Genomic DNA, 15,579 nt, shown 5'->3' on the forward strand with positions numbered 1-15,579 from the left:
TCAGAAGTGGGTAAAGGTCAGGCCGAGCTTGTAGGTCGGGCCGTACTCTTCGTACTGGCCGTTGTAGGCGCGATGGCCGGTGTAGACGAAGTACGACTCATCGGTGAGGTTCTGCGCCTCGAAGCTCAGTTGCAGGTTCTTGCTCAGCGAGTAGCGCGCGCTGAAGTCGACGAACGTCTGGGCATCGACGTGCAGGTCGTGGGCCTTGTCGTTGATCGACGCCAGCTCGTAGAGGTAGTCGGATTTGTAGTTGGCCGACAGGCGCAGGCTGACGGTGTCGTCTTCCCAGCCGAGCATCAGGTTGCCCACGGTGTCCGACTGGTTGGGCAGCGCGATATCACGCTTGCGATTGCGGCCACTGGCCTGGTCGAAGCCCTCGATGCTGGCGCTGGAGCGGCTGAAGGTACTGTTGGCGCCGACCAGCAGGCCGTTCCAGGGCGCGGGCAGCCAGTCGAACTTCTGCGAGTAGGCCAGCTCCAGGCCATACAGCTTGGCGCTGTCGCCGTTGTCGAAACTGTGGGCTTCGGAGAAACCGGCCCAGGCGCCCGTGCCGGCGAGGTCGGTGTTGTAGACGAAGTTCTTGATGTCTTTGTAGAACACAAAGGCCGAGACGGTGCCGGCGCGCCCCATGTAGTGCTCGATGCCCAGGTCGAGGTTGCTCGACTCCAGCGGCTTGAGGTCGGGATTGCCGAAGGTGGCTTCGTCGCCGTCGATGACAAACCCCGGGGCCAGTTGGCCAAAGGTCGGGCGCACCACGGACTTGGTCCAGGCCGCGCGCACCTGGGTGTTTTTATCCAGCTGGTAGCGCGCATGCAGGCCCGGCAGCCAGTGGTGATAACGGCGCTGGGTCTCGGTGGCGGTGTAGGCGCCGTCGGTGACCCCGGTGCCCTTGGCTTCGAACTCGGTGCCTTCGTAGCGCAGGCCGGCGATAAAGCGCCAGTCGTCGATGTCGAGGGTGTTCATCAGGTAGCCGGCGTTGATGTCTTCGCGAATGGTGAAGTCGTTGACCCGGGATTCCTGCTCGTCATAAAAGTCGGCGCGATCGAGGCTGCCGATCAGGTCCTTGATCGCCGAGCCGCTGATCCCAGGGCCGAACCGGCCGAGGCGGTAATCGACGCTGCCCTTCTGGAACTGCGTGAGGTTGAGCTGCTGGTCGCTGAAGCCCAGGGTGTCGAAGTCCTTGTAGACCCAGGCATCCAGGTCGTTGTCCTTGTTGCGCCGGCTGACCTTGCCGCCGAACTTGACCTGGGACGCGTAGCCGCTGAAGTCGTAGTCACGGGCCAGGTCCAGGCGCAGGTTTTTCTCGGTGTCGGTGGTTTTCTGTTGTTCCCAGTCGACCTTGTCCAGGGTGAAGTTGGCCGGGTCATAGAAGCCCGCGCCGATGATCGGCCGCGGCTTTTGCGTGTCGTAGAAACCGCTGTCGGCAAAGTCGCTGTTGCCTTCGAAGGTGGCACCGGCGATATGCCCCGGGCTGTCTTCGCTGGACCGGCTGTAGCCGGCCTGGCCGCTGAGGGTCCAGAGCCCGACCATCCGCTCGCCGCCGAATACGTAGGACTGGATTTCCTGGGTCTCTTCGCGCTGCTTGAGCTTGCGCTTGCCCTCGGCGTCGCCCAGTTGACCGGAGGCCTGGGGGTCGGCGAATTCGATGCTGGTGGAGTTGCGCGTCTCGCTGTCCTTGTAGCGGCTGTAGAGGGTACGCAGGTAATAGCGGGAGTCGTCGTCGGGCTTGTAGTCGAAGTTCAGGCCGCCACCGGCACGCTCGCGGCTGATGTCGTAGTCCCGTTGTTCAAACTCTTGCAGTCGCGCGCCTTGCTGGAAGTCCCAGGCGCCGCCGGTCTCGACGTTGTCCGAGCCGAAATCGCGCTTCTGCCAGCTCAGGGCCGCGGCCACGCCGAAGTTGTCGATGCCGTCGCCGAGGCTGAAGCGGTTGCTGGCGGCGCCGGAGAATTTGGGGCTGGTCTGGTGGCTGTTCTGGTCGTAGCTGGCTTCGCTGCTGCCGGTGTAGAACAGGCCCTTGTGGTCAAACGCCGACAGGCTCTGCACATCGACAGTGCCGCCCAGGGAGTTGGCGTCCATGTCCGGGGTCAGGGTCTTGATCACCGACAGCGACTGCACCAGCTCGGAGGGCAGCACATCCAGGGCCACGGCGCGGCGCGCGCTCTCCGGCGAAGGCACCAGGGTGCCGTTGATGGTCACACTGTTGAGGTCCGGCCCCAGCCCGCGCACGCTGACAAACCGGCCTTCGCCCTGATCGCGCTCGACGCTGATCCCCGGCAGGCGCTGTACCGCCTCGGCGACGTTTTCATCCGGCAACTGGGCCACGCCATCGGCGTGCACCACGCTTTTGATGCTGTCGGAACTGCGCTGCTCCTTGAGCGCCTGGTCAATGCTGGCGGCCTGGCCGACCACTTCGACGTGCTCGATGCCGGCGTCCATTTGCGCCGCGCTCAGGCGCTCGCTGGCCACGGCCAGGGCCAGCGCGGTGAGTGTGAAGCCGACCAGCCCGAGCGTGCCGTTGCGCTGATGATTGCTGCGCGTTTCCATCCTGTCCTCCCCCAAAGAGTCCGTTAACGCCAGGCAATCGGCCCGGCAACTGGGAGGGCACGCTAGGGTCGGCGAATGACGGTTCTGTGACAGGGGTCGGCGCTGACCCGCGAAATAGGCGCTTTGCCAGGGGGCCGGTGGGCAAAGTGAGCTGATATGACCTCTCGGGCCCGTCGGCAGCGCCCGAGCGGATAGCGGAAACGGCCTGGCGGCGCCGGGAAATCGGCTGGTTGGCAGCCAGCAGCGAAAAAAATGCCCAGCCGCGGTGAGCTGATTCGACCTCCCGGGGTGTAGTGCACGCCGTCACCGGACTGTCACATCCATCTGCTGAGCTGACGCCCATTCCGCCTTCAACCCAGGTCGCCGGCCATGTTCTCAGTGCTCAAACCCCATCGCTTGAAACTCACCCTGCTGTTGCTCGCGGCCAATGCCGGTTTGCTGTTGCACCTGGCCTGCGGCGATCTCAAGGCGGTCAGCGAATGGGAGTGGCTGGACATCGTCGGCGAAGGCGGCTCGGCACTGCTGGCCCTGGTGTGGCTGGGGCTGGTGCTGAAAAGCCGGCCGGCCGGGCGCGTCACCAACTACCTGGCGCTGGGGTTGAGCTGCATCTTTTTCTCCTGGTGGATCGACAGCCTGGATGAGTTTATCCGCCTGCCCGACAGCATCACCTGGGACCACTGGCTGGAGTCCGGGCCGATGCCGGTGGGCATGATCCTGCTGACCATCGGCATCTATCACTGGCACCGCGAACAGCTGGCCATCAGCGCGCAGATGGAGAAACGCGAACGGTTGTTCCGCGAGCATCGGCTGTTCGACAAACTCACGCCGCTGGGTGGCGCCGACTACTTCAAGCGCCAGTTGGCCAGCACCCTGGAAGACAGCGCGCGACGCCAGCAACCCTTGTCACTGCTAGCCCTGGACCTGGACCGCTTTGCCGCCATCAACCATGACTACGGGCATGCCGAGGGCGATGCGGTGTTGCAGGCCATCAGCCATCTGCTGCTGCTCAACCTGCGGCGCCAGGACCTGCTGTGTCGCCTGGCCGGCGACCGCTTTGTGGTGCTGCTGCCCAACACCGGCGAAAGCCAGGCGCGGCTGCTGGCCCTGGAGCTGGAGCAGGCGGTGCAAGGCCTGGCCCACAAGACCCGGCAGCACGGCGAACGCCTGCAACTCTCGGCCAGCACCGCGGTGGTGATGGCCCTGAGCGAAGCCCCGGAGGCCCTGCTCAAGCGCCTCAACCTGGCGCTGGCGCGGGCCAAGCAGCCCCTGGCCAAGACCGCCTGAGGCCGCCCCAATGACGCTCAAGACCCTCTGGTATGAAACCGACAGCCGCTTTATTCCCGGGCATTACCAGCCAGCGACCCTGATCGACCTGGCGCTGTCCCGGGACATCGACAGCCACCGCCTGCTGCGTGGCACCGGCCTGTTCCACGAAGACATCCTGGCGGGTCAGACCCGTCTCAGCCCACAACAATTCCTCGCCCTGATTGGTAACAGCCGGCGCCTGCTGGACGCCGACGACAGCAGCTTTCTGTTCGGCCAACGCCTGCTGCCGGGGCATTACGGCGCGGCCAGCCATGCGCTGCAACATGCGCAAAACCTGCACCAGGCCCTCGACACCCTGATCCAGCAACAGGCCTTGCTCAGCCCGTTGGTGGCGCCACGGCTGTTGCTGGATGAGCAGTACGCCTATTGCTACTGGCTCGACAGTTGCGGCGCCGGCGAGCAGTGGCGCTTTCTGCTCGAAGCCAGCATGACCTCGCTGATCGCCATGAGTCAGTGGCTGAGCGGCCAGCGCCTGCCCTGGGAATGCAGCTTCAGCCACGCCGAACCGCGTTATGTCGAGCAGTACTGGGTGCACCTCGGGGAGCACACGCAGTTCCGTCGCCCCCTGGACCTGATGCGCATCCCCCGGGAGTTTCTGACCCAGCCCTGGCCCAATGCCTCGGCCACCGCCGGCCAGGTGGCGCGCCAGCAGGCCACCGCGCAACTGGAGCAGTTGGGCCTGGGCTCGGGGTTTCTCGACTGCCTCTATCGCTACCTGCAAACCCATGTGCGCCAGACCCCGAACCTGGAACAGGCCGCACTGGCTTTCGCCATGAGCCCGGCGACGCTCAAGCGCAAACTGCAGAAACACGACACCTGCTTTCAGCATCAGGTCGACCTGGTACGCAAGCACGTGGCGCTGTACCTGTATCAGGTCAAGGGCTGGAGCAACGACGACGTGGCGCAGTACCTGAGCTTCAACGATGCGGCCAATTTCCGGCGTTCGTTCAAGCGCTGGACCGGCAGCACCCCGCGCCTGATCCGCCAGCTGTTCAGTGCCGGCTGAGGCTTGAGTCCTCGCGCCGGGCAGAGAAAAAGGTCTACTCTTGGGCCAAAGACCCAGACCATCACCCGCCTGCCCTGCCACGCATTACCCCAGACCGCTTAAAGACTGGCGCCATACAGGCGTATAACCCTTGTAGCCGCTTGTCGACTGTCATTCGCCAGCGGACCGCCCCACAGGTCCGCGCATTCAAACGGGATAGAGTCATGACCACAGCCAATCTTCTCGAGCACTTGTTTCCTGCCGCCGCTGATATTCCCGAGCAATACCGCCTGGACGGCCAGACCGAACAACGCGAGTACCTGGTCGCCGGCGAACTCAAGACCTGGACCGGCCCCCTGGCCGTGGTACGCAGCCCGGTGTACCTGGCCGGGCCCAACGGTGATGAGCAGGTGATCCTGGGCAGCACGCCGCTGCTCGATGCCGACACCGCCCTCACCGCCCTCGACGCCGCAGTGCAGGCCTATGACCGGGGTCAAGGCGTATGGCCGACGATGCGCGTGGCCGAACGCATCCAGCACGTCGAAGCCTTCCTCGGGCGCATGCGCGAACAGCGCTCGGCGGTGGTCAAGCTGCTGATGTGGGAAATCGGTAAAAACCTCAAGGACTCGGAAAAAGAGTTCGACCGTACCTGCGACTACATCACCGAAACCATCAATGCCCTGAAGGAACTGGACCGCCGCTCCAGCCGCTTCGAGCTGGAGCAGGACACCCTCGGCCAGATCCGCCGTGTGCCACTGGGCGTGGCGCTGTGCATGGGGCCGTACAACTATCCGCTGAACGAAACCTTCACCACTCTGATTCCGGCCCTGATCATGGGCAACACAGTGGTATTCAAGCCGGCCAAGCTCGGGGTGCTGCTGATCAGACCGCTGCTGGAGGCCTTTCGCGACAGCTTCCCGGCCGGGGTGATCAACGTCATCTACGGCAGCGGCCGCGAGACCGTCAGCGCCTTGATGGCCAGCGGCAAGATCGACATCTTCGCGTTTATCGGCACCAACAAGGCCGCCAGCGACCTGAAAAAACTCCACCCCAAGCCCCACCGCTTGCGAGCCGCCCTGGGCCTGGATGCGAAAAACCCGGGCATCGTGCTGCCCGAGGTCGACCTCGACAACGCGGTCAACGAGGCGGTCACCGGCTCGCTGTCGTTCAATGGCCAGCGCTGCACCGCGTTGAAAATCCTCTTCGTGCATGAAGAGGTGGTCGAGCGCTTTATCGAGAAATTCAACGCCAAGCTGCAGAACCTCAAGCCCGGCATGCCCTGGGAGCCGGGGGTAGCCCTGACGCCGCTGCCGGAGTCGGGCAAGGTCGACTACCTGCACGCGCTGGTAGCCGATGCCACCAGCAAAGGCGCGAAGGTGGTGAACAGTGGCGGCGGCGAAGCCCGGGCCTCGTTCTTCTACCCGGCGGTGCTGTACCCGGTGACCACCCAGATGCGCGTGTACCAGGAGGAGCAATTCGGCCCGGTGGTGCCGATCGTGCCCTACCGCGACCTCGACACCGTGATCGATTACGTACTCGAATCCGACTTCGGCCAGCAGTTGAGCATCTTCGGCACCAACTCCACTGAAGTCGGGCGCCTGGTCGACACCTTCGCCAACCAGGTCGGGCGGATCAATATCAACGCCCAGTGCCAACGCGGGCCCGATACGTTCCCGTTCAACGGACGCAAGAACTCCGCCGAGGGCACGCTGTCGGTACATGATGCGTTGCGCACCTTCTCGATCCGCACCCTGGTGGCGACCAAGTTCCTGGAGAGCAACAAGGAATTGATCAGCGACATCATCCGTAATCGCGAGTCGAGCTTTTTGACCACCGATTACATATTCTAAAACCCCTGACTGGAGCCCATAGCCGAGCCCGATGAGCGACCTGCGAACCTCCCGAATGCCCCTGCTGTTGCGCCGACTCCTGCGTCCCTTGCTGGACCCGTATCGGCGCTACCGCCACGCCAGGCTGATCCATGCGGTACGGGTCTCCCTGGGCCTGATCGCGACCATCCTGCTGACCACCGGGATCAACCTGCCCCACGGTGAGTGGGCGTCGGTGACCATGCTGGTGGTGATCGGCGGTTTGCAGCACCACGGCAATATCGGCAAGAAGGCCGCCGAGCGGGCCATCGGCACCCTGATCGGGGCCGGGGTCGGCCTGCTGCTGGTGCTGCAACAGGCTTACCTGGGCCTGCCCTGGGTGACATATCTGGGGATGTCGGTGGTCTGCGGCTTCTTTTCCTATCACGCCATCGGTAAGGGGGGTTACACCGCCCTGCTGTCGGCGATCACCGTGTTTATCGTGGCCGGCCATGGTGACAACCAGATCACCGACGGCCTGTGGCGGGCGGTGGATATCCTGATCGGTATCGCCCTGGCGCTGGCGTTTTCCTTTGCCATCCCGCTGTACGCGGTCTATTCCTGGCGCTACAACCTGGCCAGCGCCCTGCGTGACTGCGCCACCGTGTACGGACGCATCGTCAACGGCCAGTCGGTCACCGACGATGAACACCTCAAGCTGCTCAGCCGGCTCAACGCGACTCTGCTGCAACTGCGCTCGCTGATGCCCTCGGTGTCCAAGGAGGTGCGTATTTCCATGACCGAGCTCGACGCCATCCAGCGCAACTTGCGCATGTGCTTCAGCACCCTGGAGATCCTCGCCAACACCCGCCCCGATGTCAGCGACCCACAAGCCCTGGCGCACCTGCAACAACTGCTGAAACAGGAAAACCGCCTGGTGCGCGTGCAATTGATCGGCATGGCCCGGGCCCTGCAATCCGGCGCCTCGAAACGCCTGGGGCGACGCCTTGACGACAGCCTGCTGCAGCCCTCCAACACTACCCCGGTGTACTCGGCGCTCGATGGCTACCGCCTGCTGACCCGGCAACTGGTGGCCAACCTGGGCGATATGCGCCAGCGTCTGGCCAAAAGCGCGGAACACTGGAAGATCTGATTCAGGGCGTGATCGCACGCCGCAAACGCCAGGTCCAGCCCTGTTGCATGCCGGCAGCGGCCAGCAAAATCGCGATCACCCCCAGCCATTGCAGCCACTCAAGACGATGCCCGAAAGCCAGCCAATCGACGAAGATCGCCGCAATCGGGTAGATAAACGACAAGGCGCCGGTCAACGCGGTGGGCAGTTTCTGGATCGCGCCGTACAGCAGTACATACATCAGGCCGGTGTGCACCATGCCCAGGGTCAGCAGGCTGGCCCAGGCCGAAGGCTGCGCCGGCAACACCGAAAAGTTGGCCCAGGGCGCCAGCAACAGCACCCCGGTGCAGACCTGGATCAAGGCGATCAGATGGGGTGGCGTGCCCGTCAGGCGTTTGATCAGCAACGCAGCAAAGGCGTAGAGCAGCGCCGCGCCCAGGGCCAGGCCGATGCCTGCAAGATAATCATCGCCACCGGCGCCCTGCTGGCCATGGGCGCTGACAATCGCCAGCATCCCGGCGAACGACACACCCAGCCAGAACAGCTTCTGCGCGGTGATTTTTTCGCCCAAAAACAGCGCCGCCAGCCCAACCAGCATAAAGGGCTGCACGTTATACACCGCGGTGCCGATGGCAATGGAGGCGCGGGAATAAGAGGCGAACAGCAGCAGCCAATTACCGACGATGGCCACCCCGCTGAGCACTGCCAGGGCAAAGGTGGTGCGGGTCAGGATGCCCGGGCGCAGGAAACCGAACCCGGCGCAGATCAGCAGCAAGGTGCCGGCGCCGAACACACAGCGCCAGAACACCACATCCAGCACCGGCTGCCCAGACACCAGCACAAACCAGCCAATGGTTCCGGAAATCAGCATGGCGGCGGTCATTTCCAGCGAACCGCGGCGTGTCATTTTGTCCATCTTCAGGCTCCTCAACAGGTGCCAAAAGTATGACAATGCCGCCCTGGGCCGCTCCAGCGCTTGCGATAGGCAAAAACCGCCGTATGCCTTTTTTATCAAGGCACAATCCGTACTTCACCTAAGAGGCTGCGATGATCGACGAAATAGACCAGGCGCTGATCAGCGCCCTGATGGAGGATTCACGCCGCTCGCTCAAGGCTCTGGCACAGATCAGCGGCCTGTCGTCCCCCAGCGTCGCCGAACGCCTGCGCCGCCTCGAAGAACGCGGCGTGCTCAAGGCCTATACGGTGGAAGTCGACCCTAAACTCTTTGGCTACCAGTTGCAGGCCATCGTCCGCATCCGCCCCCTGCCGGGCAAGTTGCAGGAGGTCGAACGACAGATCCAGTCCATCGCCCAATTCACCGAGTGCGACAAGGTCACCGGTGATGACTGCTTTATCGCCCGCCTGCACGTGCGCTCCATGGAGCAACTGGACACCCTCCTCGATCACCTGAACACCTACGCTGAAACCAACACCGCCATCGTCAAGAAAACCCCAGTCAAACGCCGCCTGCCGCCCATGGGCTGATCGCCCGCGAGAGCGCCTTTTATGTGCGCCACACAAAACTGAAGGCAACAAAAAGCCCGCCGAAGCGGGCTTTTTCTATTCAGGGCAGACGATTAGTCATCGCGACCCATGATGCCAAACAGCTGCAACAAGCTGATGAACAGGTTGTAGATCGATACATACAGGCTGATGGTCGCCATGATGTAGTTACGCTCGCCGCCATGGATGATGGCGCTGGTCTGGAACAGGATGCACACCGACGAGAACAGCACGAAGCCCGCGCTGATCGCCAGTTGCAGGCCGCTGATCTGGAAGAAGAAGCTGGCCAGCACTGCGCCCATCAAGACAAAGAAGCCTGCGGTGATGAAACCACCGAGGAAGCTCATGTCCTTGCGGGTGATCAGCACATAGGCCGACAGACCACCAAACACCAGCGCCGTCATGGCAAAGGCCGAGCTGACCACTTCAGCGCCGCCCTGCATACCCAGGTAGCGGTTGAGGATCGGGCCCAGCAGGAAGCCCATGAAACCGGTCAGGGCAAACGCCGACACCAGGCCCCAGGCCGAATCACGGAGTTTGTTGGTGAGGAAGAAAAGGCCGTAGAAGCCGATCAGCACCACGAAAATGTTCGGGTAACCGACACGCATCTGCTGAGCCACAAAAGCCATCACGCCGCTGAATGCGAGGGTGAGAGCCAGCAAGCCGTAAGTGTTGCGCAGGACGCGGCTAACCTCTAGCTGCTCAGCCTGCACGCCGTTATTAACTGCGTAATCCTGTTCGCGCATGGCGACACTCCTGTTGGTTTGAAACGTTCAGTGGCAAAGATCATAACAGACGCTCTGCAACAAGCTACGCAGAGAGTTTGACAGTGTGTTTCATTCGGGTATTATGGCGCCCGCAACGCAATACGGAGGTGTGGCCGAGTGGTTTAAGGCAACGGTCTTGAAAACCGTCGACTGTAACAGGTCCATGAGTTCGAATCCCATCGCCTCCGCCATATTTGTACGTTAAAGCCCTGATTATTCAGGGCTTTTTCGTTTCTGTGGTTTGGTGAAAAGCCACTCGGAGGCGATGCGTTACAAAACTATTTGGCGCTCGTTACAAAACTATTCAGATTTCCCTGCCTCCTCGGCGTCCTGCCGACCGAACACAATCCCAAACCTCTACAGCTCGTCGGCGTAAATCGCGCTTTGCCTATGCCTCAATTACTGTATGTGCATACAGCGTAATTAAGGCCTTGCTATGGATCACATCGAGATAGAAAACACCGACGATTGGCTTGGCCTGCCCACTCCCCTGGAGTCTTGCAAGCAACACATTCTGCTGCTGGAGAATGAGGTCGACGACTTGAACCGTCAGCTGCGCAAAGCCAGATCCGACATCTTCGGCCTGGTTCAAATGAACGACCAGCTTGCCAAGGACAAGTCGAGGCTCATTGCCGAAATGAAAAACGCGAAAATTCAGATCGCGCGCCTGACCGGTGAGGCGTCTGAAATGCTCAGTAAGCTTGGAAGCCTTGAGCAGATCAGACACCAGCGCGATCACTTATTGAGGGAAATGGGGCTTGGAACCGACATGATGCTCAAGGAGCGACTACCCTGACATACGCCTGAAAGGAATTCCCCACCCTTTGCAGGGTATTTGAAGCCGTGAGAAAGGAATCCCGGTCGGGCCATCATGGAGCGGCCGTCCCGCAATACGAGGAGTCAACATGGCAAATGAAGGCAACGTAGATGTGGAAAATTTGATTGTGTGCGCCGAGCGCGCGACGACCGGCCATGAACGCAGTGCGATCTATGCAGCGCTAGCCGAGGCTGGTGGTGATGTAGCGCAGGCGTATTTGAGTGAGCTTGCTCGTTATGAAAAGTCGGATACCAAAAAGGCCACGCTGATCAAGCTGATCGAAAAGGCCGGCCGGGTGTAATTGCGCTTCGAATATCGCCCATTATGTAAAACAGGCCCCCACACCTTGCCCAGGTGCGGGGGCCTTTTTTTGAGCCGTCGAAACCAACATCCCTAGACGAGCAGGCCAGTCCCACTTAGGCTGCCTTTACGCACAGCTCTCCCTCGCTCGAAAGGATCCTTATGCCCATGCTTGATCAATCACCTCTACCAACCCCTGAGCTACAAGATGCTTGGGCTGAAGAACTGCATGCGTTCAACCAGGTCACAAGTCCGGATGCCTTAGCATTCAGACTAGGGCGCACTGGCGGTTGGATCAGCGCCTTATTGGTAGCCCAGGTGATCGACAACGAAAACTTCGAGGCCTTGGAGCAGGCGCGGCAGCAGGCCAGCGCCCAGGCGATTCGGCGTCTGAAGGTCAATACCCCATGAGCGACCGTGCCCCCTACAACAGTATCCTAGGCCACTTAGCTCTGAGCCCCGCCATACTAGCGAAGGCCCTGCAGTTGCTGGGCGACATACAGCGCGCCGACAGCCCGCAGGCAGTGCTGATCGCCACCGCGCGCGGCGTGGGCTTTTGCGAAGCCCTAGAATTGCTCAGCGCCCTCAACCCCCAGGATCTGGAAAACCTCCACATCGCCTTGGAAGCCGCCGGCCTACAGCGACAGCAGCTGTTGGCGGCGCCGTAATGGCCCAAGTCTATAAAGGCGCGCCGTGTGCGGCCTTCACTACTCCGTCATAAGCCTGCTCGCACGTCACTCCCCTGCTCCGGCTTTGATCAGCATCAGCCGCCAGGTCTCCCGCTCTTTCATCAGCGCGCTTGAACACGTCGGCAAGCACCAGGACGGCGCGGGAAGCTGCCTCACCAGCGACACGCCGGTTGTGCTCTGGCATTAAGGAAAAAAACCAACAACTCCGAATAACAACGTCTGCAGGGCTTTATTAATAAAGCTAGATAAAGCACCACGCGGCATTAAAAGGTGAATTGCTCTTAAATTCATGGACTGATTCGAAAGTCCGCTTCTGGCCGACAGACGTCTATCAGGACAGGCAGCAACCGCTAGTTAGGAGCCATTTGGTGTGGAGTTCAAGAATTTACCGCCTTTAGCTTCAACTGCCGAGCGCACTGCCTGTGCGTCTGATTTCGAGCCGATAAATGCAAGTTGCAACTTAGGGAGCATGTTTGATGTATTACTTAAGGCAGCAATGGCTGAGTTGGCTGCAAAAGAACTATCAGTTCCTGAGATGGCGACACGAACATCAACTTTGCTTGCAGGAGCAATTATTTGGTGGATGCTTGATACAATTGGGGAGTCTAAACCTGCACTTCCGATAAACGCGGATGCCATAGCCCCGGAAATGCCGTTATTCGCCGCGGGAACCCAAACTAAATTGAATTTTTGTTGCTCAAATAAAATTGCCGCAGATTGTGCGGCTTGCTGTGGCGATTGGCTCCCAGTTGTAGCGCATCCTGCTAATGAAAATAACAAAATTGTAAGTGCGGCGGTAAGTTTCATAATTACTCCTGAATATTCATTAGGCGACGTCTCTGTCGCAGACTCGCTGAGTGCACGTTGTATAACTTTCCGTCGCCACACATAACCTCTTGATTACCCTAAAAGTTGATTGTGTAAGCGCGGCAGTGATGGGGGCATCATTACTGATGCATTAGTGGACTGTCCACCGTTTGCTTTTGGCCCGACCTACACGTCGAGCCAAGCCTTAGCTGTCGCCTTACTCCTGAGTTATACGACGACTCATTCGGGCCTGATGGCAAAGGCATTTCGATGTCGCGTGAGTCTGTCGCAGGTAATCAATTATCTGCGACATGACATGTAAAAAATGTGGCATTGAGAAGAAGGGATGTACCGATACCTGTCACAACTGACCGGAAATGGCCATTGACAGCCATTCGTGAACGTCTGCTTTTGGCCGATTCTGTTGAAAAAGTCGGTTTTCTCAAATTGCCAGAAGACTGATCGGTGAAGGCGCCTTTCGAGACAGGAAAACAACGACGTCAAACAGAGAACGGTCGGCGAGCGTTGTCGGGCCATGTCTTGTTATGGATGCTCGGACCGTCCCAAGGTAAGGTTAGCGTTCCCACTCTTGTGTTGATTTTTGCACGCAAGGGAGTGGATGGAATGAACTTCACAAGGAATAGACAGTGTACCCAACCGCCTTCCCTCACGACCCGATCACCCCCATTTTCGAAAACGTTTATCTAGTACATGGCAGCATCAGGATCGGCCCCGGAATGCGCATGAACAGGAACATGGTCATCGTCAAAAATGGGGACGAGCTGACCCTCATCAATCCTGTGCGCCTGAACGATGAAGCACTCATTACGCTGGAACGCTTGGGCTCCGTTAGCCATGTCATGCGCCTTGGGGATTTCCATGGTCTGGATGATCGATTTTACGTGGATCGATATCAGGCAGAATTCTGGAGCCAATCACCACCGGATACTTATAAGCTCCCCATAGCAAGTCATGTAATCAGCAGCGCAGCAATTCCACCGGTGCCCAATGCGCAGTTTTTTGTGTACGAGGCGGCGAGGTTCCCGGAAGCCTGCCTGCTTCTGGAGGATCTGAAATTACTGATCACCACTGACAGCATTCAATATTGGGCCGACTGGAGTTACACGACTTTCCTGACCCGATGCATTCTGCGGCTGATGGGTTTTGAGCTGACATTACTGATTGGTGGGCCATGGTTGAAACGGGTTACTCCGCAGGGTGGGAGCCTGGCCCCTGACTTCGAGAGATTGCTGGCGCTTGATTTTGAACATGTTGTCGGCGCTCATGGTCAGCTATTGCGTGAGGCAGCAAAACCTATGCTTAAGGTGGCAATCAGTAAGTCGTTTGCGCAGTGAGAAAATGAGTGACTACTTTTAGCCGATTCTGTTGAAAGAGTAGCTCCCCTGTCTGGCCTGCGGCAAAATCTCTGCATTGGCCAGCAGGGAAGCACGCAGCATGATGGGACAGTTATCGAGTGGGCAGGAGCGACTGTTTTACTCGTTCAACCTTGAAGATCACATCCCAGCCAATCACCTTTTGCGCAGCATTGATCAGTGTCTCGATCTGAACGACCTGCGCCATTACCTCGCCGATTTCTATAGCCCGATTGGGCGTCCGTCGATTGATCCTGAGCTGATGATCCGCCTGCTGATCGTGGGCTATTGCTACGGCATTCGTTCCGAGCGGCGGTTGTGCGAAGAGGCCCATTTGAACCTGGCGTATCGCTGGTTCTGCCGGTTAAGCCTTGAAGATGAAGTACCCAATCACTCGACCTTTTCCAAGAACCGACACGGCCGTTTTCGGGACAGTGATCTGTTTCGCTGGTTGTTCAATGAAGTGCTGCGTCGCTGCATGGACGCAGGCCTGGTTAAAGGCGAAGGCTTTGCCGTGGACGCCAGCATCATCAAAGCGGATGCGAGTCGACAGCGCGGCGTACCGGGTGATGAACCGATCAACTGGAGCGATCCGGCCCTGAGCACCCGCGCCGTGCGTGAGTACCTTGAAGGCCTCGATGAAGAGGCTTTGGCCGAAACGCTACCGAAGCGCCTGTCGCTGACGGATCCTCAAGCTCGCTGGACCGCGGCTCCAGGCGGCCCAGCTTTCTACGCTTACTCCACGAATTATCTGATCGATACCGAGCACGGCGTGATCATGGATGTGGAACCCACACCGGCTCATCGCACCGCAGAAGTCGAGAGCACCAAGACGATGATCGATCGGGTCGAAGCGCAGTTCGACATCAAGCCAGAGCGCCTCATTGGCGACACCGCTTACGGCACAGCGCCGATGCTGGCCTGGATGGTGGAGGACAAAGACATCGAACCGCATGTGCCGGTGTGGGACAAAACTAAGCGCAAGAACGACAGCTTTTCGAGTAACGATTTCCACTGGAATGAAGAGGCTGAGGAATACTGCTGCCCGGCCGGCAACGTATTGCGCAGCGAATGGCGAGCCTTCAAGAACGAGCGTTCGCACGTCACCAAAGCCAACACCATCATCTTCCGATCCCGGCAGACCGACTGCGCGACATGTCCGATGAAAGCCAAGTGCTGCCCGAACACTCCGATTCGCAAGATCGTCCGCAGCGTCCATGAAGCCGCTCGTGATGTGGCTCGACGCATCGCGGCGACGCCGGCGTATCAGCGCTCTCGCCACGAACGTAAGAAGGTCGAAATGTTGTTTGCCCACCTCAAGCGCATCCTGAAACTGGATCGCTTGCGACTACGTGGCATGAGTGGCGCGTCCGATGAGTTCACGCTGGCCGCCGCGGTGCAGAACCTGCGACGTCTGGCCAAATTTACCTCTCAAGGGCCACCTGCTACGGGATAGGTGCGCCTGCACGAAGCAAAAAACCTCAAACTAACCCACTAACCGAGCTGCAAAGCTCAACGAAGGGCCGAA

At 59.9% G+C, this 15,579-nt stretch carries 15 protein-coding genes, 1 tRNA gene and 1 pseudogene; 12 read left to right on the forward strand and 5 right to left on the reverse strand.

From position 1 onward, the window contains the following. Positions 1-2,544 (reverse strand): TonB-dependent receptor, encoded by a 2,544-nt coding sequence (locus ACOZJV_RS29480; RefSeq protein ID WP_421549082.1) that lies wholly within the window; start codon positions 2,542-2,544, stop codon positions 1-3. A 369-nt stretch (positions 2,545-2,913) separates the two neighbouring features. On the opposite strand from ACOZJV_RS29480, the gene ACOZJV_RS29485 reads away from it, so the two are divergent. The 4 genes from ACOZJV_RS29485 to ACOZJV_RS29500 all read left to right on the forward strand — a co-directional run bounded on the left by ACOZJV_RS29485 (position 2,914) and on the right by ACOZJV_RS29500 (position 7,816). Beyond that, on the forward strand, positions 2,914-3,828 hold the full coding sequence (locus ACOZJV_RS29485) for a GGDEF domain-containing protein (protein ID WP_421549083.1): 915 nt from the start codon (positions 2,914-2,916) through the stop codon (positions 3,826-3,828). Between the two features lie 10 nt (positions 3,829-3,838). Next, positions 3,839-4,876: an AraC family transcriptional regulator gene (locus ACOZJV_RS29490; RefSeq protein WP_201131525.1), complete on the forward strand. Its 1,038-nt coding sequence runs from the start codon at positions 3,839-3,841 to the stop codon at positions 4,874-4,876. A 203-nt stretch (positions 4,877-5,079) separates the two neighbouring features. Continuing rightward, a complete protein-coding gene (locus ACOZJV_RS29495; protein WP_421549084.1) occupies positions 5,080-6,705 on the forward strand; it encodes an NADP-dependent glyceraldehyde-3-phosphate dehydrogenase in 1,626 nt (541 codons plus the stop codon). Positions 6,706-6,760: 55 nt separating this feature from the next. Next, a complete protein-coding gene (locus ACOZJV_RS29500) occupies positions 6,761-7,816 on the forward strand; it encodes an FUSC family protein (protein ID WP_178102898.1) in 1,056 nt (351 codons plus the stop codon). Between the two features lies 1 nt (position 7,817). Here ACOZJV_RS29500 and ACOZJV_RS29505 read toward each other — a convergent pair whose 3' ends face one another. After that, positions 7,818-8,711, reverse strand: a complete 894-nt coding sequence (locus tag ACOZJV_RS29505) for a DMT family transporter (RefSeq protein ID WP_421549085.1) — start codon at positions 8,709-8,711, stop codon at positions 7,818-7,820. Between the two features lie 131 nt (positions 8,712-8,842). Between ACOZJV_RS29505 and ACOZJV_RS29510 the strand changes: the two genes are divergently transcribed. After that, complete coding sequence (locus ACOZJV_RS29510; protein WP_020297397.1) at positions 8,843-9,280, forward strand: Lrp/AsnC family transcriptional regulator; 438 nt, start codon at positions 8,843-8,845, stop codon at positions 9,278-9,280. Positions 9,281-9,372: 92 nt separating this feature from the next. Here ACOZJV_RS29510 and ACOZJV_RS29515 read toward each other — a convergent pair whose 3' ends face one another. Continuing rightward, a complete protein-coding gene (locus ACOZJV_RS29515; RefSeq protein ID WP_020297396.1) occupies positions 9,373-10,044 on the reverse strand; it encodes a Bax inhibitor-1/YccA family protein in 672 nt (223 codons plus the stop codon). 124 nt (positions 10,045-10,168) lie between these two features. Here ACOZJV_RS29515 and ACOZJV_RS29520 point away from each other — a divergent pair. The 5 genes from ACOZJV_RS29520 (at position 10,169) to ACOZJV_RS29540 (ending at position 11,850) form a co-directional block, all read left to right on the forward strand. Beyond that, positions 10,169-10,256, forward strand: a tRNA-Ser gene (locus ACOZJV_RS29520). 245 nt (positions 10,257-10,501) lie between these two features. Continuing rightward, positions 10,502-10,861: a hypothetical protein gene (locus ACOZJV_RS29525; protein ID WP_421549086.1), complete on the forward strand. Its 360-nt coding sequence runs from the start codon at positions 10,502-10,504 to the stop codon at positions 10,859-10,861. Positions 10,862-10,970: 109 nt separating this feature from the next. Continuing rightward, positions 10,971-11,183, forward strand: a complete 213-nt coding sequence (locus tag ACOZJV_RS29530; protein WP_421549087.1) for a hypothetical protein — start codon at positions 10,971-10,973, stop codon at positions 11,181-11,183. 167 nt (positions 11,184-11,350) lie between these two features. Continuing rightward, positions 11,351-11,593, forward strand: coding sequence for a hypothetical protein (locus ACOZJV_RS29535; protein WP_153050176.1), 243 nt, complete (start codon positions 11,351-11,353; stop codon positions 11,591-11,593). Then, positions 11,590-11,850, forward strand: coding sequence for a hypothetical protein (locus tag ACOZJV_RS29540; RefSeq protein ID WP_421549088.1), 261 nt, complete (start codon positions 11,590-11,592; stop codon positions 11,848-11,850). The genes ACOZJV_RS29535 and ACOZJV_RS29540 overlap by 4 nt, the downstream gene beginning before the upstream one ends. 10 nt (positions 11,851-11,860) lie before the next feature. On the opposite strand, the pseudogene ACOZJV_RS29545 reads toward ACOZJV_RS29540, so the two are convergent. Both ACOZJV_RS29545 and ACOZJV_RS29550 read right to left on the reverse strand, forming a co-directional pair. Next, positions 11,861-12,031: pseudogene (locus ACOZJV_RS29545) on the reverse strand (DUF2514 family protein); the annotation flags it as partial. Positions 12,032-12,225: 194 nt separating this feature from the next. Beyond that, positions 12,226-12,678: a hypothetical protein gene (locus ACOZJV_RS29550; protein WP_421549089.1), complete on the reverse strand. Its 453-nt coding sequence runs from the start codon at positions 12,676-12,678 to the stop codon at positions 12,226-12,228. A 647-nt stretch (positions 12,679-13,325) separates the two neighbouring features. On the opposite strand from ACOZJV_RS29550, the gene ACOZJV_RS29555 reads away from it, so the two are divergent. Together ACOZJV_RS29555 and ACOZJV_RS29560 are read left to right on the forward strand one after the other, a co-directional pair. After that, positions 13,326-14,033, forward strand: a complete 708-nt coding sequence (locus tag ACOZJV_RS29555; protein WP_230139448.1) for a hypothetical protein — start codon at positions 13,326-13,328, stop codon at positions 14,031-14,033. A gap of 100 nt (positions 14,034-14,133) precedes the next feature. Next, positions 14,134-15,507 (forward strand): transposase, encoded by a 1,374-nt coding sequence (locus ACOZJV_RS29560; protein WP_421549090.1) that lies wholly within the window; start codon positions 14,134-14,136, stop codon positions 15,505-15,507. Positions 15,508-15,579: the final 72 nt, after the last annotated feature.

Source organism: Pseudomonas sp. QD4 (genome assembly GCF_049199125.1).
Classification (GTDB): domain Bacteria; phylum Pseudomonadota; class Gammaproteobacteria; order Pseudomonadales; family Pseudomonadaceae; genus Aquipseudomonas.